The organism is Streptomyces barringtoniae (assembly GCF_020819595.1).
GTDB lineage: Bacteria > Actinomycetota > Actinomycetes > Streptomycetales > Streptomycetaceae > Streptomyces > Streptomyces barringtoniae.
The window spans coordinates 129,107-147,072 of record NZ_JAJHNP010000019.1 but is presented as its reverse complement, the minus strand read 5'-3'; the positions used below and the strand labels follow the sequence as shown (position 1 = coordinate 147,072).

Annotated in this window: 16 protein-coding genes; 9 read left to right on the top strand and 7 right to left on the bottom strand. The window is 73.1% G+C overall.

The genetic code is table 11. The features are described from left to right. Nucleotides 1–56: 56 nt before the first annotated feature. Entirely contained in the window at nt 57–1,460 is a 1,404-nt protein-coding gene (locus LMU33_RS30105; protein ID WP_228623837.1) for a S1 family peptidase, read from the bottom strand. Nucleotides 1,461–1,658: 198 nt separating this feature from the next. Between LMU33_RS30105 and LMU33_RS30100 the strand changes: the two genes are divergently transcribed. The 5 genes from LMU33_RS30100 to LMU33_RS30080 all read left to right on the top strand — a co-directional run bounded on the left by LMU33_RS30100 (nt 1,659) and on the right by LMU33_RS30080 (nt 8,681). Then, nucleotides 1,659–2,072 carry a PaaI family thioesterase gene (locus LMU33_RS30100; protein ID WP_228623782.1) on the top strand — a complete coding sequence of 138 codons (414 nt, stop codon included), beginning with the start codon at nt 1,659–1,661 and terminating at the stop codon, nt 2,070–2,072. A gap of 451 nt (nt 2,073–2,523) precedes the next feature. Further along, nucleotides 2,524–2,739, top strand: a complete 216-nt coding sequence (locus LMU33_RS30095) for a type A2 lantipeptide (protein WP_228623781.1) — start codon at nt 2,524–2,526, stop codon at nt 2,737–2,739. A 101-nt stretch (nt 2,740–2,840) separates the two neighbouring features. Continuing rightward, entirely contained in the window at nt 2,841–3,647 is an 807-nt protein-coding gene (locus LMU33_RS30090; RefSeq protein WP_228623780.1) for an HlyD family efflux transporter periplasmic adaptor subunit, read from the top strand. Beyond that, complete coding sequence (locus tag LMU33_RS30085; protein ID WP_308280822.1) at nt 3,644–5,863, top strand: NHLP family bacteriocin export ABC transporter peptidase/permease/ATPase subunit; 2,220 nt, start codon at nt 3,644–3,646, stop codon at nt 5,861–5,863. Before LMU33_RS30090 ends, LMU33_RS30085 begins: the two co-directional genes overlap by 4 nt. A gap of 1 nt (nt 5,864) precedes the next feature. Next, complete coding sequence (locus tag LMU33_RS30080) at nt 5,865–8,681, top strand: NHLP bacteriocin export ABC transporter permease/ATPase subunit (RefSeq protein ID WP_228623779.1); 2,817 nt, start codon at nt 5,865–5,867, stop codon at nt 8,679–8,681. A 22-nt stretch (nt 8,682–8,703) separates the two neighbouring features. Here the strand turns inward: LMU33_RS30080 and LMU33_RS30075 are convergent, their stop codons facing one another. Beyond that, a complete protein-coding gene (locus LMU33_RS30075; RefSeq protein WP_249814437.1) occupies nt 8,704–9,582 on the bottom strand; it encodes a YhjD/YihY/BrkB family envelope integrity protein in 879 nt (292 codons plus the stop codon). A gap of 188 nt (nt 9,583–9,770) precedes the next feature. Between LMU33_RS30075 and LMU33_RS30070 the strand changes: the two genes are divergently transcribed. Next, entirely contained in the window at nt 9,771–10,817 is a 1,047-nt protein-coding gene (locus LMU33_RS30070) for an MGDG synthase family glycosyltransferase (RefSeq protein ID WP_228623833.1), read from the top strand. Nucleotides 10,818–11,640: 823 nt separating this feature from the next. On the opposite strand, the gene LMU33_RS30065 is transcribed toward LMU33_RS30070, so the two are convergent. The 5 genes from LMU33_RS30065 to LMU33_RS30045 form a co-directional block, all read right to left on the bottom strand. After that, on the bottom strand, nt 11,641–12,378 hold the full coding sequence (locus LMU33_RS30065; RefSeq protein ID WP_228623777.1) for a polysaccharide deacetylase family protein: 738 nt from the start codon (nt 12,376–12,378) through the stop codon (nt 11,641–11,643). A gap of 26 nt (nt 12,379–12,404) precedes the next feature. Next, nucleotides 12,405–13,331 (bottom strand): DMT family transporter, encoded by a 927-nt coding sequence (locus tag LMU33_RS30060; protein ID WP_228623776.1) that lies wholly within the window; start codon nt 13,329–13,331, stop codon nt 12,405–12,407. 6 nt (nt 13,332–13,337) lie between these two features. Then, nucleotides 13,338–14,192, bottom strand: a complete 855-nt coding sequence (locus LMU33_RS30055; RefSeq protein WP_228623775.1) for an SDR family NAD(P)-dependent oxidoreductase — start codon at nt 14,190–14,192, stop codon at nt 13,338–13,340. Nucleotides 14,193–14,578: 386 nt separating this feature from the next. After that, nucleotides 14,579–15,106: an SRPBCC family protein gene (locus tag LMU33_RS30050; protein WP_228623774.1), complete on the bottom strand. Its 528-nt coding sequence runs from the start codon at nt 15,104–15,106 to the stop codon at nt 14,579–14,581. A 28-nt stretch (nt 15,107–15,134) separates the two neighbouring features. After that, on the bottom strand, nt 15,135–15,455 hold the full coding sequence (locus LMU33_RS30045; RefSeq protein WP_228623773.1) for an ArsR/SmtB family transcription factor: 321 nt from the start codon (nt 15,453–15,455) through the stop codon (nt 15,135–15,137). Between the two features lie 164 nt (nt 15,456–15,619). Here LMU33_RS30045 and LMU33_RS30040 point away from each other — a divergent pair, with 164 nt between their 5' ends. The 3 genes from LMU33_RS30040 (at nt 15,620) to LMU33_RS30030 (ending at nt 17,947) form a co-directional block, all read left to right on the top strand. Next, a complete protein-coding gene (locus tag LMU33_RS30040; protein WP_228623772.1) occupies nt 15,620–17,128 on the top strand; it encodes an MFS transporter in 1,509 nt (502 codons plus the stop codon). 77 nt (nt 17,129–17,205) lie between these two features. Next, the gene (locus tag LMU33_RS30035) at nt 17,206–17,703 is read left to right on the top strand and encodes a methyltransferase family protein (protein WP_228623771.1); all 498 of its coding nucleotides are present in this window, start codon (nt 17,206–17,208) and stop codon (nt 17,701–17,703) included. A 58-nt stretch (nt 17,704–17,761) separates the two neighbouring features. Continuing rightward, complete coding sequence (locus LMU33_RS30030) at nt 17,762–17,947, top strand: hypothetical protein (RefSeq protein WP_228623770.1); 186 nt, start codon at nt 17,762–17,764, stop codon at nt 17,945–17,947. Nucleotides 17,948–17,966: the final 19 nt, after the last annotated feature.

The window sequence follows — 17,966 nt, the reverse complement described above, 5'->3', positions numbered from 1 at the left end:
GCGACGGGGGTGTCGGACAGGCAGGGGTAGTGCGGTGCGCCCCTCCGGGGCGCTGCTCAGCGGGTGCTGGTCAGGGACGACCCGTCGTTCGCGGAGCCGCTGCCGGACTGGTCGCCGGAGCCGGCGCCGTTCCCGGACTGACCGCCGGCCGAGGCGGTCGGGTCGGCCGAGCCGCCGCTCTGGTCGCCGGCCGCGCCGGCCGGGTCACTCGCCGAGGCCGACGGGTCCGCGGAGCCGGACTGGTCACCGGCCCCGGACTGGTCGCCCGCCGAGGCCGACGGGTCCGCGGAGCCGGACTGGTCGCCCGCACCGCCCGCGGCGTTGCCGCCGCCGAGGGTCGCGCCGGTGGCCTGCAGGGCGGCCGTGACCGGCTGGAAGAAGGTCTCACCGCCGCTGGTGCAGTCGCCGCTGCCGCCGGAGGTGAGGCCGACCGCCCCGCCGTCCTGGGTGAACAGGGAGCCGCCGCTGTCGCCGGGCTCGGCGCAGACGTTGGTCTGGATGAGGCCGTTGACGGTGTCGGTGCCGCCCGGGACGGTCTCGCTCGCGAAGTTCACGGTGGCGTCGAGGCCGGTGACCTGGCCGTCGTGCAGACCGGTGGTGGAGCCCATGCGGAACACGGTCTCGCCGACGGTGGCGTCGGCGGCCTGGGTGATCTGGACGGTCTGGCCGTTGCCGGTGTTGACCTCGCTGGGTGCCTGGGTGCTCGGGTCGTTGTACTTGACGAGCGAGAAGTCGTTGCCGGGGAACTTGGCCTGGTCGACGGTGGCGACGGGCTGGCCGTTCTGCGAGTCGGACCAGTCCTTGGCGGCGACTCCGCAGTGACCGGCCGTCAGGAAGGCGGGACTGCCGTCGGAGGCGGTGACGTTGAAGCCGAGGGAACAGCGGACGCCGCCCTGCTGGGTCTGGGAGAAGATGGCGTCGCCGCCCGAGACGAAGGTCTTGAAGGTGCCGGCGGACTTCTTCAGCGTCGCCATGCCGGAGCCGAGGCTCTGCACGGTCGACTGCAGTCTGTTCCACTTGGCGCCGGTGACGGTGGAGTCGGCGGTGACGAGGACCTTGTCGGTGCGCGGGTCCACGGCCCAGGAGGTGCCGGGGATCGTCGCCTTGGTCTTCAGCGTCGTGGCGGCGGCCTTGAGCTCGCTGGTGCTGTTGCTCACCTGGCGCGCGACCGCGCCCGCCTTCTTCACCTGCGCGATCACGTTGTTGTCGCCGCTGACCACGTTGACGACCAGTTGCTGCTTGCCGCTGTCGTAGTACGACCCGGCGACGGCGTCGCCGAGGACCTTCTGCAGCTGGGCGGCGAGGCCGGAGGCCTGCGTGGCCTTCAGGGTCCTCGCGGTGCCGGTGGTCCCCGATGCCTGGTTCTTGTCCTGGGACGCGTTGGCGTTGGGCAGCAGAATGGCTGCCGCTCCGAGCGCCGCGACACCGCCCACCGCTATCGCTGCCTTGCGCTTGGGCATTCGCTTGTGACTCAAACTTCTCGACCTCCTGGGGACGGGGTCTGCCGCTTGCGGGCAGTTCGTATCGGGGCGCCTGGATGGCCGTACGTACGCACCGGCCGTGCGGTGTGTTCAATTCCGTTTCCCAACGGCCGTGCCGGGCGGGCGAATCGGCCACCCTCCGCGTGTCACAGCGGGCGGCCGGGAACAATCCCCCATATGACGATGACCCCCGCCGAAGCCGACAAGATCCTCTCCGCCAACTTCGCCCCCTGGGTGCTCGATCTCGCGCTGACCGTCGAGGCGGTGGGCGAGGACCGGGCCGTGCTGCGACTGCCCTGGTCCGAGCGGCTGGCCCGGGAGGGCGGCGGACTGTCGGGGCAGGCGCTGATGGCGGCCGCCGACACGGCGACGGTGATCGCGGTGTCCGCCGCGCGGGGCGGCTTCGTGCCGATGACGACGGTTCAGCAGTCGACGTCGTTCCAGCGGGCGGTGACCGGTTCGGATGTCCGGATCGAAGCGGTCCTGACGAAGCTGGGCCGCCGGATGGCGTTCGCGGACATCACCCTGAGCGACGCGGATTCGGGCACGCTCGCGGCCCGGGCGAGCACGGTCTACGCCATTCTGGGCTGACACGTTCCGCTACCGATCAGTAACGGTCCGTTCCGTGCTCGATGCGGAATCCCTGCTTCAGGGAATCTACACATTGAATACTCAACCAAGTCACTGACGACCGGGGATCTGCACATTCGCGCGCCCCCCGTCACTCCTTTGGCGCGGAGTGCCGGATTCGCGATCCTGCGGGCAAGCCCTCGTACGCGACGATGCGGTGCGGCATGTGAAGGAGTGGCCGACATGTCGTGCCCACGCCTGCACGGATGGCGCCCGTCCCGAGCCAAGTGCCCTGGTGAGAGCCCTGGTTGATTGGAAGCGCGTGCCGCCTGCGTGCTTTGATCCATCGCACCGCGGGGGTCGCGGCGGGCTCCCGGAGACGGGGGTCCGGCGCCCGCGGTCGCGGCCGTCCGTCTGTCCCCAGAGGGGGCCGCTCCCCTTGTGAAATATTTATAGGAAGGGAAGTTCCATCATGAACTCCACCCCCCAGGTCGAGACCGTCGAGATCTCGGACGCCGAGCTGGACAGCGTCTCCGGCGGCCTGTCCCTGAACACCCTGAACACCGTCACCGGTGCCGTGAACGGCGTTGCTCCGGTCTCCGGCGCGGTGGACACGGCCATCGGCACCGTCGAGGGTGTCACCGGCCTGAACGTTCAGCCGGTCACCAACCTGGTCGCCGGTCTCTGATCGCACCTCGTTGCATCGAAGGTCCCGGAGCCGTCCCTCGGCTCCGGGGCTCATCGATGTCCTGAAACACCAGCGTCTCTCCCCCAGGTGAGGGAAGTTCCGTGCAATTCCGCCAACAGGCCCTCGCCAAGCTCCAGTCGCCCGAAGAGCTGGACCTTCCGGTGCGGCTGGCCCGCCCCCAGGGCTGGCGCGCCCTGGGCGTCACCGTCGTCGTCATGGCCGCCGCCTCCGTGTGGGCCATGACCGGTTCGGTCGCCTCCACGGTGAGCGCACCGGCCGTCCTCACACACGGGCAGGGCAGCTACCTGCTGCAGAGCCCGGTCTCCGGCCAGGTCACGGCCGTCCTCGCCCAGCAGGGCGAGCGGCTGCCCGCGAACGCACCGGTCCTGAAGGTCCGTACCGGCCAAGGTGATTCGGTGGTCCGCACGGTCGCCGCGGGCCGGGTCACCACGCTCGCCGCCACCATCGGGCAGATCATCCAGACCGGCACGAACGTGGCCGCCGTGGAGAAGGTCGCCCACGCCTCCGACCCGCTGTACGCCACCGTGTACGTGCCCGCCGAGAACGCCGCCGCCATCCCGGCGCACGCCTCCGTCGACCTCACCGTGTCCTCGGTGCCGACGCAGACCTACGGCGTGCTGCGCGGCCAGGTGAAGTCGGTGGACCGCACCGCGCAGTCCGCCCAGTCGATCTCCGCGTTCCTCGGCGACAGCCAGCTCGGGCAGCAGTTCACCGGCAAGGGGCGCCCGGTGGCCGTGCTGGTGGCACTCGACAAGTCGACGGCCACCAAGAGCGGTTACCGCTGGTCCACGAGCGACGGGCCCCCCTTCCGGCTCGACTCCATGACGCTCGCCTCCGGTTCGATCAAGCTGGCCGACCAGCACCCCGTGGATTGGCTGCTCCCGTGACCGCCACCCAGGAACGCGGCCGCAGACGCGCCGCACCGGCCAAGCGGCCGGTCCCCAAGCCCCGTGGCGGCACGGTCCGTACGCCCACCGTGCTCCAGATGGAGGCCGTCGAGTGCGGCGCCGCCTCCCTCGCCATGGTCCTCGGCCACTACGGCCGGCACGTCCCGCTGGAGGAGCTGCGCATCGCCTGCGGTGTCTCCCGCGACGGCTCGCGGGCCTCCAACCTGCTGAAGGCGGCCCGCAGTTACGGCCTCACGGCCAAGGGCATGCAGATGGACCTGGCCGCCCTCGCCGAGGTGCGGGCACCGGCCATCCTCTTCTGGGAGTTCAACCACTACGTCGTCTTCGACGGCATGGGCCGCCGCTTCGGCCGGCGCGGCGTGTACATCAACGACCCCGCCAAGGGCCGCCGTTTCGTGCCCATGGAGGAGTTCGACGGCAGTTTCACCGGTGTGGTGCTCGTGCTGGAGCCGGGTGACGGCTTCACCAGGGGCGGGCGCAGGCCCGGCGTACTCGGCGCGATGCCGGCCCGGCTGCGCGGCACCGCCGGCACCCTGCCCGCCGCCGTCCTGGCGAGCCTGCTGCTGGTCGCGGTCGGCGCCGCGGTGCCCGCGCTCAGCCGCACCTACATCGACACGTTCCTCATCGGCGGCCAGACCTCCCTGCTGGGCGTGCTGTTCGCCTCGATGGGCACCTGTGTCCTGCTCACCCTGGTGCTGACCTGGCTCCAGCAGGCCAATCTGCTGCACGGCCGGATCATCTCCTCCACCCTCTCCAGCGCCCGCTTCCTGCGCCATCTGCTGCGGCTGCCGGTGACGTTCTTCGCGCAGCGCTCCCCCGCCGACCTGGTGCAGCGCCTGCAGTCCAACGACCAGGTCGCCGAGACCCTGGCCCGCGACCTCGCGGCGGCCGGGGTGGACGCGATCGTCGTCGTGCTCTACGCCGTCCTGCTCTACACCTACGACCCGCAGCTGACGTTCGTCGGCATCGGCGTGGCCCTGTTCAACGTGGTCGCCATGCGGCTGGTCGTACGGCTGCGCGCGACGCGCACGGCCAAGCTGCGCGCGGACACGGCCCGGCTCACCAACACCTCGTACACCGGTCTTCAGCTGATCGAGACGATGAAGGCGACCGGCGGCGAGGACGGCTACTTCCGCAAGTGGGCCGGACAGCACGCGACCACCCTGGAGGAGCAGCAGCGGCTCGGGGTGCCGAGCGCCTGGCTCGGGGTGGTCGCGCCGACGCTCGCCACCTTCAACAGCGCGCTGATCCTGTGGATCGGCGGCCTGCGCGCGGTCGAGGGGCACATCTCGGTGGGTCTGCTGGTCGCCTTCCAGGCGCTGGTCACCCGGTTCACCGCTCCCCTGACCCGGCTCAACGGTGTCGCGGGCCGCATCCAGGACTTCGCCGCCGACGTGGCCCGGCTGAAGGACGTGGAGAGCTTCCAGGCCGACCCGCTCTACGCCCGCCCCGGCGGCGCCGACTCCACGCGCCGGCTGCACGGGCACGTCGAGCTGCAGAACGTCACCTTCGGCTACAGCCCCCTGGACAAACCCCTGCTGAACGGCTTCGACCTGGCCGTGGGGCCGGGTGAGCAGGTGGCGCTGGTCGGCGGCTCCGGCAGCGGCAAGTCGACGGTGTCCCGGCTCATCTCCGGTCTCTACGCCCCGTGGGACGGGGTGATCCGCATCGACGGCCGCCGGCTCGAGGACATCCCGCGCGGCGCGCTCGCCGCCTCCGTCTCCTTCGTCGACCAGGACGTGTTCCTCTTCGAGGGCTCGGTCCGCGACAACGTGGCGCTGTGGGACCCGTCGATCCCGGACGAGGCCGTGGTCGAGGCGCTGAAGGACGCGGCGCTGTACGACGTGGTGATGCGCCGGCCCGGCGGCATCCACAGCAAGGTCGAGCAGGACGGGCACAACTTCTCCGGTGGCCAGCGGCAACGGCTCGAGATCGCCCGGGCCCTGGTCCGCGGGCCCAGCATTCTCGTCCTGGACGAGGTGACCAGCGCGCTGGACGCGGAGACCGAGCTGGTCGTGATGGACAACCTGCGCCGGCGCGGATGTGCCTGCGTGGTCATCGCGCACCGGCTGAGCACGGTCCGCGACAGTGACGAGATCGTGGTGCTGCAGCACGGCACGGTCGTGGAGCGCGGCCGGCACGAGGAGCTGGTGGCACACGGTGGCGCGTACGCCGCGCTGGTCAGGGAGCGATGAGATGACGACCGTCGGCGAAGGCGACCTCGTTCTCGGTGCGCTGGGCTCCATGGGCACCCGCGTCGACTGCGCGGGCTTCAACCGCCTGGACCTGGAAGGCCCGCAGGTGCTGTGGCTGGTCGCGGCCGGCGCCCTGGACCTGTTCGCGGTGGACGCCGTCCAGCAGGGCCACTGGCACCACCTGGGCCGGCTGGAACCGGGCGCGCTGCTGCTCGGCCCGGTCGCCGGGCCCCAGCACACCCTGGTGGCCCGCCCGGTCCGGGACTGCGTGGTCCACCGGATCAACCTGCGCGAGCTGTACCAGCCGGCGAACACCCAGACCTGGTCGTACGACGAGTACGGCAACCCCCAGTACGTGCCGCCCGCCACCAGCCCGCTGGAGTACGCGGTCGCGCTCGGCGTCGGCCGCGGCCTGTCCGTCCTCTTCCAGGCGCCGATGGCGGAGGAACGCGTCGCGACGCCCACCGACGACGACGTGTTCTGGATGCAGGTTCCGCCCGGCAGCGTCCAGTACGGCGCGCTGTACGGCGCGGAGGCCGCCGCCGACCTGCTGATGGACCCGGCGCTGTGGCAGTCCATGGTCGACCAGCAGTACCGGCTGCTGACCGCGCTGGACCGGTGGATAGAGCAGCTGGAGCGCACCCACGAGACCCGCACGGCCGCCGGGATCAAGGCCGGGGAGGCGGTGCGCGCCCAGGCCGACCAGACCCTGCTGGCCTCCATCGGCAAGCGCTCGGCCCACCGGACGACCGCGGCCGACGCCGACGCCGGTTACGCCGCCTGCAAGCTGGTGGCCGAGGCGGCCGGGATCAAGCTCGCCGAGCCCGCGCAGAGCGGCACCGAGAGCGAACGCCTCGACCCCGTCGAACGGGTGGCCCTCGCCTCCCGGGTGCGCACCAGAGGCGTACGGCTGCAGGGGCGCTGGTGGCGGGAGAACGTAGGCCCGCTGGTCGGGCACCGGGCGCTGTCGGGCGCGCCGGTCGCGCTGCTGTGGCGGCGCGGCGGGTATGTGGCCGTGCACCCCGGCACCGGACGTGAGACGCCGATCGAGAAGGCGAACGCGGAGGAGTTCGAGCCGCGCGCGGTGATGTTCTACCGGCCGCTACCCGACAAGGCGCTGACGCCGTTCGGTCTGCTGCGGTTCAGCCTGCAGGGCACCCGCGGCGACCTGGCCGGTCTGCTCCTCGCGGGCCTGGTGACGGTGGCGATCGGCGCGCTGGTGCCGGTCGCGACCGGCAAGGTGCTCGGCGAGTACGTGCCCAGGGCGCAGACGGGCCTGATCGTCCAGGTGTGCCTGGCCGTGATGGTGAGCGGGGTGGTCGCGGCGGCGTTCACGCTGCTGGAGAACCTGTCCATCCTGCGCCTGGAGGGCCGGATGGAGGCGGCGCTCCAGCCGGCCGTCTGGGACCGGCTGCTGCGCCTGCCCACCCGGTTCTTCACCCAGCGCTCCACCGGTGAACTCGCCAGCGCCGCCATGGGCATCAGCGCGATGCGGCGGCTGCTGGCGGGCGTCGGCCCGGTGGTCGCGCAGTCGGTGACCGTCGGCGCGATGAACCTGGGCCTGCTGTTCTGGTACAGCCCGCCGATGGCGCTGGCCGCGCTCGGCATGCTCGTCGTCATCGCGGCCGTGTTCCTGGGGCTCGGGCTGTGGCAGGTGCGCTGGCAGCGGAAGCTGACGGTGCTGGGCAACAAGCTCAACAACCAGGCCTTCCAGACCCTGCGCGGCCTGCCCAAGCTACGGGTGGCGGCGGCGGAGAACTACGCGTACGCGGCCTGGGCGCGGGAGTTCGCGCGCAGCCGGGAGCTGCAGCAGAAGGTCGGCCGGATCAAGAACCTCACCACGGTCCTCGGCGGGATCTATCTGCCGGTGTGCACGCTGCTGATGTTCATGCTGCTGGCGGGCCCGGCGAGGGGCGCGATGTCGGCGTCCGACTTCCTGACCTTCAACACCGCGGTGACGATGGTGCTGACCTCGGTCACCCAGCTGACCGGCTCCTTCGTCTCGGCGGTGGCCGCGCTGCCGCTGTTCGAGGAGATCAGGCCGGTCTTCGAGGCGACCCCCGAGGTGCGGACGTCGAGCACCCGGCCGGGGCCGCTGTCGGGTGCGATCGAGGCTCGCCGGCTGTCCTTCCGGTACGCCGACGACGGCCCTCTCGTCCTGGACGACGTCTCCTTCGCCGTACGGCCGGGAGAGTTCGTGGCGATCGTCGGCCCGAGCGGCTGCGGCAAGTCCACCCTGCTCCGGCTCCTCATCGGCTTCGACAAGCCGGTCTCCGGCAGCATCCTGTACGACGGCCAGGACCTCGCGGCGCTCGACCAGTCGGCGGTGCGCCGCCAGTGCGGGGTCGTGCTCCAGCACGCACAGCCGTTCACCGGCTCCATCCTGGACGTCATCTGCGGCACCGAGCCGTACACGCCGGAGGAGGCGATGGCGGCGGCCGAGATGGCGGGGCTCGCGGAGGACATCAAGCGGATGCCGATGGGCCTGCACACGATCGTGGCCGGCAACGGTGCGATCTCCGGAGGTCAGCGGCAGCGCCTGATGATCGCGCAGGCCCTGATCCGGCGCCCGCGCATCCTGTTCTTCGACGAGGCCACCAGCGCCCTGGACAACGACACCCAGCGCATCGTCATCGACAGCACCCGCAAGCTGAACGCCACCCGCGTCGTGATCGCGCACCGGCTTTCGACGGTCCTGGACGCCGACCGGGTGATCGTGATGGAGGAGGGCAAGGTCGTCCAGCAGGGCTCTCCGGCCGAGCTGCTCGCGGACACCACCGGCCGGCTGCACGAGCTGGTGCGCCGCCAGCTGACGTAGCGTCCGCGGCGGCCGGAAGCGTTCAGTACTTCCCCCTTCGCGGGCCACCCTCCTCCTCGCGCCGGTCGTGGTGGGTCGGCCTCCAGTGGTGTTCGCAGAACCAGCGGCCGAACAGGGCACCGCCGTAGATGACGAACCCGACGCCGATCAGCCAGGACTCGACCACGAGCACGGTGCCGACCGCGCCGTAGCTGAGCGCGTTGGTGACGATGAGCGGGGTGAAGACGAGGTAGGAGAAGGCGCGCAGGCCGGCCAGGCCGACGACGGTGGCGAGCGCGCCCGGCAGCAGGGTGCGCCACGGGATCTGGCCGCCCAGCAGGAAGCGCTGCCCCCACCAGAAGAAGACGATGCCGCTCACCGCGGACAGCGTGATCCGCTGGCCCCCGTGGAGCGCGTCCTTGGTCGCCACCTCCTGGTAGAGGTAGCCGGTGAGCACCACCAGCCAGGTCGCCTGCCGCCAGACCCGGTGCCAGGGGCCGGAGGCCAGGCCCCAGATGCGTTCGTAGGCGTTCTGCACGCTGCCGCCGAAGGACACGCCGAAGACGGCCAGCAGGACACCGCCCCAGACGCTGGTCGTGCCGATGACGTTGCGCGGCGGGCTGATGACGTCGGTGATCACACGGGCGGACCGGCCGGACAGGCCCATGCCGTCGGTGAGCCACGAGGCGAAGCCGCCCCGCACCAGGGGATCGGCGGCGGCGACCACGATCAGCAGTGGCGCCAGCGTCACCAGCGCCAGGGTGGCGAACCCCATGGCCCGGTGCATCAGTTCCAGCTCACGGCCGCGTTCGAGCAGGGCCTCGGCCCTGAGCCACTCCCAAGCGCGGTGCAGGCCGCGCCGCCACCGCCTCACGGCTCCTCCCGTGCTCGCCACCCACACGCTCTGCTGAAGCCGATTCATCCATCCCGGCGCGCTCCGGGCAACTCGCGTCGCTGCCGTGTCATGTCTTCGAGGTACGGCGACACGGCGGCGGAGTGACCGGTTTGCGGGCGGCCTCCACCGGAGAATCGGACCCCGTGCGTACTCCTGCGGAGGTGACCTCCACCCAGCCGGGCGGTCGGCGGCGGCCGCTGATCCTGAGCGCGAGCATGGGCGCGGGTCACGACACCGTGGCCGCCGAACTGGCGCGCCGAGCCGCGGCGCGCGGACACGAGCCGCATGTGGCCGACGTCCTGCGCCTGCTGCCGTACGGCCTGGGCGACGGTCTGCGCCGCTCCTACCAGGCCTCGGTACGGCACTTCCCGTGGGCGTACGCCGGCGTCTACGGCGCGTTCCTGCGCGGCGGCAGGGGGCCGCGCCCCAGCGGGGTGCCGCTGGCCCGGCTCGCCGCCGCCGCGCTGACGGAACTCGTGGAGCGGACGGACGCCGATGTGGTCGTGCCCGTCTTCCATCTGGCCGCGCAGCTCACCGGTCATCTGCGGGTCCGGGGCCGGTTGCGGGTGCCGAGCACCGTCTTCCTCCTGGACTTCGCCGTGCACCGGCAGTGGCTGCACCCCGGCAACGACCGGTACCTGTGCCTCACGGACGGGGCGGCGGCCGAGGTGCGCCGCGCCCTGGGCACGCCCGCCGTGACGACCGGCCCGGCGGTCGCGCCCGGGTTTCGCGCGCCGGCGCCCGGGGCTGCGCGGTGGCGGGAACGCTTCGCCGGGCGGGCGCCCGGCCGGCCGGCGGTCCTGCTGTCCGCGGGCGCCTGGGGTGCGGCGTACCGCCCTGACGCCACCGCCCGGCTGCTGGCGGCGGCCGGCTGGCTCCCGGTGGTGCTGTGCGGGCGCAACGCGCGGCTGCGGGCGCGGGTGGCGCGGGTGCCCGGGGCGCTCGCCCTGGACTGGGTGGACGACATGCCCGGGCTGCTGGCCGCCGCGTACGCCCTGGTGGACAACGCGGCCGGCCAGACCGCCGTACAGGCCCTGGCGGCCGGACTGCCCGTGATCGGCTACCGGCCGCTGCCCGGCCACGGGACGGACGGGGTCCGCCAGATGGCCGACCTCGGCGTGTCCGATCTCGCCCCGGACGGTCCGGCGTTGCTGTCCGCTCTCGCCAGGCTCACGGACGGCAGCCCACAGCGCGTGGAACGGGTGGCACGGGGGCGGGCGCTGTTCCGGGGTGACCCGATGGCGTACGTGACCGGGTCATGAGGCGGACAGACGCGGACGCGGAGCCCCCGCGGGCACCGGCCCGGCACGCCCGGCGACCTGCAGCCGACGCCACGGGACCGAGCGCATCCGGCAGCTCCTCGACGTGTGCCCCCGGACCCGGAGTCCAGCGCTTCGGCGGCTCCTTGCGCCTGTGCTCAGCCGCCGCACCCAGCCGCCCATATCACCGCCGGGCTCGGCCCGTCGGGTGGCCGACCGCCCCGGCCTGCATACGTGACCGGGTCGTGAGGCGGAGAGACCCGGACGCGGAGCCCCTGCGGGCACCGGCCCGGCACGCCCGGCGACCTGCAGCCGACGCCACGGGACCGAGCGCATCCGGCAGCTCCTCGACGTGTGCCCCCGGACCCGGAGTCCAGCGCTTCGGCGGCTCCTTGCGCCTGTGCTCAGCCGCCGCGCCCAGCCGCCCGTATCACCGCCGGGCTCGGCCCGTCGGGTGGCCGACCGCCCCGGCCTGCCGCGTGGCGGGCCACCGGGCACCCTGTGCTCCGAGACGCGCAGTCCGACGCTTCGGCGGGTCCACTCGCACGCGACGCGGGAACTCGGGGCGCCGACGGCCGCCAGGAAACCGGCCGGTGCGCCGGTCGGCCGACCTGAGCGAGACGATTCGGGATGCGCGGGCGGCTCCCCGCCCTGTACTCCGGGACGTGGAGCACAGGGCCTCGGCGGGTCCTCGGTCTGTGCTGAGCCGCCGGGCCCGGCCGCCCGTGTCACCGCCGGGCTCGGCGCATTGGAGGGCCGGTCGCCCCGACCTGCCGCGTGGCGGGCAACCGGTCGCCCCGGTCCAGCCGCTCGGCGGGCAGCCCGGTCAGCAGCGTGTCCCGTGGTCGCGCAAGGGGCCGACCGAGAGGCCGGCCTCGTGGCAGTCCCGCACCAGGGCGGGCAGTGCGCCGAGGGCCGAGCGCCAGCAGCCGGGGGCGCCCAGCCGGTCGGAGTCGTGCAGCAGGACCGTGCCGCCGCCGCGCAGGTCGGCCGCGACCAGGGCCCGCACGGACGCCGGGGTGGCCTCGGCCGTCCAGTCCCTGCCCCACGCCGACCACAGCACCGGCCGCAGCCCGGCCCGCCGTGCGGCCAGCCAGCGTCCGCAGGTGAGGATCCCGTACGGCGGCCGGTACCACTGCGGCCGGTGGCCGCAGACGTCGTGCAGCGCGCGGACGGTCCGGGCGACCTGCCGAGCGTCCCGGGCGGGGGCGGGGCGCCAGGGACGGTCGTGCGTCCAGCCGTGCACGGCCAGTTCGTGGCCGCGCCGGGCGGTCTCCCGGGCCAGCGCGGGATGGCGCACCACGTGCTCGCCGAGCACGAAGAACGTCGCCCGCACGCCGAGGTCGTCCAGCGCGTCGAGGAAGTGTGGCGTCGACCGCGGGTCCGGGCCGTCGTCGAAGGTCAGCGCGACGTGCCGGCGGCGGCCGGTGCCGGCGAGCCCCGGGAACAGCAGCAGCCGTACCCCGGGGAGCCAGGTGGCCGCCGGTCCGATGTGCGCGGCGGCGACGGCGGCCGGCAGCAGGACGGCCGCGGTCCGCCATGAACGGCCGGACAGGGGGGACATCGCTCACCCGCCTTCCGTACGTGTCCTCAACCGTGCGTCCGGTGCAGACGCCTCCGGGTGTCCTTCCCGCCCCGCGACCGCGCATCCCACTCCCGTCCGACGACCGGGGCCCGGGCCAGGCCGATGCTGCCCGCCCCGATCAGCGCGATGCCGATCACCTCCGGCAGGATCCGCCACCCGAGGTGGATCGCCTCGGCGAACAGCACCCAGCCGAGGACGACGCTGGTGAGCGCGTCGCCGAGGGTGAGGGCGGGTTGGGAGGCGGTGAGCGACCCGGCGCCCAGCGCGCTCTGCAGCAGCAGGAAGGCGACGAGTCCGGCGGCGGCCGTGGCGTACGGCGACCAGTGGGTGAACATCGCCGCCGGCCCGTGCCCGAGCCGCCCTACTGCTTCCTTGAGCAGCGCGGCGGTGGCGGCGAAGCACACGGCGGAGGCGAGGCCGAACAGTGCCGCCCGGGGCGCGCCCTTCGTCGGCCGGGCGGCGGTCACGAGGAGTACGACCAGGGCGAGCGCCCCGCCGCCGCCCAGCAGCCAGGCCCGGGGCGGCGCGGTCGGCCGGCCCGCGCCCGGGGCGGCCGCCAGCAGGAACACGGCCAGTCCGGCGGCGAGGGCGCCGAAGGCCAGCCAGGTCCACAGACCGGGGCGGCGCCGGAAGACGACCCCACCCACCAGCAGGGTGAACAGCAGCTCGGTGGCGAGCAGCGGCTGGACCAGGGAAAGGCTGCCCACGGCCAGCGCCCCGGCCTGCAGCAGCCCCGAGACCGCCAGCAGCGCGGCGCCCGTGAGCCAGTACGGGCGCCGCAGCAGCCGGGCGAGCCGGCGCACGGCCGACCCCGCCCCGCCGGCGCCTGCCTCGTCGTACGGCTCCTGTACGGCGGCCCGGCGCTGCAGCACGGACGCGGACGCGTTGCTCAGGGCCGCGAGCAGCGCGAGCAGCACGGTGACGCCGATCATGGCAGGTCACCCGAAGCGGGCGGCGAGCCACCGGTAGAGCCCGGGCGCGACGCCGCGCACCAGGGCGGGATACCGCAGCCAGCCGGGGACGTACACCTCGTCCTTGCCGTGCCGCACCGCGGTCCAGACGGCGTCCGCCACCCGCTCGGCCGGCACCGGGCGCGGCCACGCCCTCGTGTAGGGGGCGCCGCGGCGCTCGAAGAACGGCGTGTCGACCGCGCCGGGGATCACATGGGACACGCCCACCCCGGTGCGGCGCACCTCGTAGCGCAGCGCGTCGGCGAAGGCGGCCAGGGCGGCCTTCGCGGCGGAGTACACGGCCTCGCCGCGCACGCCGACGCTGCCCGCGACGGACCCGATGAGCACGATGCGTCCCGAGCCGGCCGCGACCATGTGGGGCAGCAGGGCGCGCACGAGGTGCAGGGTGGCCAGCAGGTCGACGCCGACGATCTCGTCGATGCGCGCGTGCGGCATGCCGGTGAAGTCGCCGGCCCAGCCCACTCCTGCGCACGCAACCAGCAGGTCGAGCCGGCCCGCGTGGTCCAGGACCAGATCGGTGAGCAGACGGTCGGCGCCCGGCCGGGTCAGGTCCGCCGGCACGGCGAGGGCGTCGAGCGGGGCGGCCACCTGCTCCAGTCGGGTGGCGTCCCGCCCGTTGAGCACCAGTTGCCAGCCTCCTTCGGCGGCGAGCCGGCGGGCGACGACGGCACCGATGCCCGAGGAGGCGCCCGTCACCAGGGCGGTGCCGCCCGGGACGGTACGGTTCCCGGCGGACCCGAGTACCGGGCCCGCCTCCGGGACGGAGGTCGCGACCGGCCCGGCGCGTTTCGACGGTCCTGCGGGGGGCGGGGCGTGGGACATGGTGACGACCTCACTGCGACGTGTGGGCACGGACTCGCGAAATCCGGGGCCGAACCTTCGCGGTGTATCCAGGGCGCCACACACTGAAACACCGCGCACGGCGGAGCCCCGCCGAACGCCTGCCGCAGGTGAACGGATGGGGCTCGGGTCGCCGGCCGGTGCGCCGGGACGACCATGGGTTTCGGGGAGCGGGGCAGCGGACCGGAGCGCGCAGGGCGGGCGCCGGCATCACGACCGTACGCCGGGGCATCTGGCGGCAGAAGGGCGTGCCGCACACCGAGGTACGCCGGCTGATGGACCGGCTGCCGTACGGGTGTCCTCGGCCCGTACCGGCGCGCCGAGCGGGGTGCTGGCCCGGGTCGTGGCGAGGCGACCGGTGCGGCCGGTCAGTCCAGGCCCGGCACGGGCGCGCCGGAGGGCACACCGGCGCCGATGTAGGCGTCGTAGAACTCCTTCCAGGGCGCGCTCACCCCGGCGTGCGCGCCCTCGAAGCGCTCGCCGCTTGCCTTGGCGTCCAGGGCGGCGAGGCACACCTCCCAGCCGGCGCCGTTGCGGGCGGCGGTGTCCGACGCGCCGAGGACGTTGGTGAGTGTGAACCGGGTGCGCCGTTCGCCGACGGCTTCGAGGTCGAAGTGGAGCTCGTCGCCGCCCCAGGCGAAGGACAGGTGCCGGGGCGGGTCGACGGCGAGCACCCGGCCGGTGGACTCGGGCATGTTCGGGTCGCCGCTGAAACGGATGGTGCCGCCGGGGCGCAGCTCCATCTCGGCGCGGGAGGGGAACCACTGGGCGAGTTCGTCGGGATCGGTGACGAACCGCCAGACGCGGTCCACCGAGTGGTCGTAGGTGCGGCTGAACCGGACGGCGGGGCGGCCGTCGTCCAGGGTGAGATAGGTGCCGGTGAGGTCGACGGGCATGGTGTTCCGGTCCTTCGCTGTGGGGGTGTCAGGTGTCGTCCGACGTCTCGTCGAGGCGCCGGCCCAGGGCGTCCAGGCTGCGGTTCCACAGCCGGCGGTAGGGCTCGAGCCAGGCGTCGAGGGCGGCGATCGGCGCCGGGTCGAGGGCGTAGACGCGGCGCTGCGCGTCCTGCCGGACCCGGACCAGGCCCGCCTCCCGGAGCACCTTCAGATGCTTGGAGGTGCTCGGCTGGCTCAGTCCACAGGCCTCGACGATCTCCCCGACGGGCCGGGGGCGCTCCAGCAGGAGCGCGACGATGGCACGCCGGTGGGGGTCGGCGAGGGCGGACCAGAGCGCTGCGTCGGACATGCAGCCCAATATGCCTGGGCAGTTATATTCCAGTCAAGGAATGCAAGAAAAGAAACGTTGCCGTTTCGCTAGACGTGTCGTAAGGTCGGACGTGTACGAAACAGTTTCGTTTACGAGCTGTTCGCTCGCCCGTACCCGAACGACTTGCCCTGGAGTGGTTCCCAATGCCCCAGAAGACCCTGGCCGAGGGCTCCCGAGCAGGAGCCGCCGCCATCGAGCACGGTGAAGTGGCCTCGCCGAAGCGGTGGTGGATCCTCGCGGTCATCGCCATCGCCCAGCTGATGGTCGTCCTCGACGCCACGATCGTGAACATCGCCCTGCCGTCCGCCCAGACCGACCTCGGCTTCTCCGACGGCAACCGGCAGTGGATCGTGACGGCGTACGCCCTCGCCTTCGCCTCCCTGCTGCTGCTCGGCGGCCGGATCGCCGACCTGTTCGGCCGCAAGCCCGCCTTCCTCGTCGGCGTCGTCGGCTTCGCCGCGGCCTCCGCGCTCGGCGGTGCCGCGAACGGCTTCACCATGCTGGTCGTCGCCCGGGCCCTGCAGGGCGCCTTCGGCGCGCTCCTCGCGCCCGCCGCGCTGTCGCTGCTCAACACCACGTTCACCAACGCCAGGGAACGGGCCCGCGCCTTCAGCGTGTACGGCGCGATCGCCGGCGCCGGCGGCGCCGTGGGCCTGCTGCTCGGCGGTGTGCTGACCGACGCGTTCGACTGGCGCTGGACCCTGTACGTGAACGTGGCCATCGCGGTCGTCGCCTTCGCGGGTGGCTGGATCCTGCTGGACAACCACCGCGACGCGGAGAACGCCAGGCTGGACGTGCCGGGCACGGTCCTCGTGGCCGCCGGTCTGTTCTCCCTCGTCTACGGCTTCTCCAACGCCGAGACCCACGACTGGAGCTCGCCGCTGACCTGGGGCTTCCTGAGCGCGGGCGGTGTGCTGCTCGCGGCGTTCGCCGGGTGGCAGACGCGGGCCGCGCATCCGCTGCTGCCGCTGCGCATCCTGCTCGACCGCGACCGCGCGGCCTCCTTCCTCGCGGTGCTGATCACCGGCGCGGGCATGTTCGGCGTGTTCCTCTTCCTGACCTACTACCTCCAGCTCAACCTGGGCTTCAGCCCGACGAAGACCGGTGTGGCGTTCCTGCCGATGGTCGGCGCACTGATGGTGACCGCGCAGGTCGGCACCACCGTCCTGGTGCCCCGCCTCGGCCCCAAGACGGTCATCCCGCTGGGCTTCGCCATCGCCACGGCCGGCATGGCCTGGCTGACCGGCATCGGCCTCGGCTCGCACTACCTGAGCGCCGTGCTGCCCCAGCTGATCGTGATCGGCGTGGGCCTCGGCCTGGTCATGCCGCCGGCCATGCAGCTGGCCACCGGCGGGGTCGCGGCAGAGGACGCGGGCGTGGCCTCCGCGACCGTCAACGCCATGCAGCAGGTGGGCGGTTCGATCGGCACGGCGCTGCTGAACACCCTCGCCGCGAGCGCCGCCACCGACTACCTCTCCGGCCGGGACGCCACCAGCAAGCTGGTGCGGGCACAGGCGACGATCGAGAGCTACACGACCGCCTTCTCGTGGTCCGCGGGCCTCTTCGCGGCCGGCGCGGTGCTCGCCTTCGCGCTCTACCGGCGCGGGGTGCCGCAGCAGGACGCGGGAGCGGCACCGGTCGTCCACATGTGACGGCCCCGCGCCATCCAGCCCGAGGGGCCGCCGTCAGCAGGGAGACGGCGGCCCCTCGCCCTGTCATGGTGGGGGGTGTGCGCAAGGCGTCGGCGGCGCTCGGCAGCGCCCTGTTCCTCGTCCTCGTCTCGGGCGGCGCGGCCGTTCTGGTGCCGTGGTGGCTGACCGATGGCTGGCGGGCCGGTCACTGGTGGATGCCGCTGCGGCTGCCCGGCCTGCTGCCCCTGGCGGCCGGTGCCGCCGTCGTACTGGAGGCCTTCACCCGGTTCGCCCTGGAGGGGCTCGGCACGCCGGCGCCGGTCGCGCCGCCTGCGCGACTGGTGGTGAGCGGCCCCTACCGGTACGTTCGCAATCCGATCTACGTCGCGGTGGTCGCCGTACTCCTCGGGCAGGGGCTGCTCCTCGCCCGGCCGGTGCTCTTCGTTTACGCCGCCGGCGCCTGGGTGCTGACCTGGGCGTTCGTCCGCTGGTACGAGGAGCCCGGACTGGTGCGGCGCTTCGGCACCGAGTACGAGCTCTATCGGCGGGCGGTGCCGGCCTGGTGTCCCCGGCGCACTCCCCGGCAGGGCGCTTGAGACGGCCGTCGGCGGGTAACTCAGCTGATCAGGGGCACGACGGCGGAAGGAGAGGGCCATGACCAGCGAGCAGGACGAGAAGGACCGCAAGGAACAGTTCGACACCGCCCTGGAGGAAGTGCTCCGGGAGGTCGAGGAGGCCGAGAAGCGCGAGGAGGACAAGGCCGCCGGCGGTGAGGCCGGAGACGCCATCACGCCGAACACCGAGGCGCAGGAGCAGGCTGAACAGCCGGAGGAGGACTGAGAAGCCCGCACACGGGACC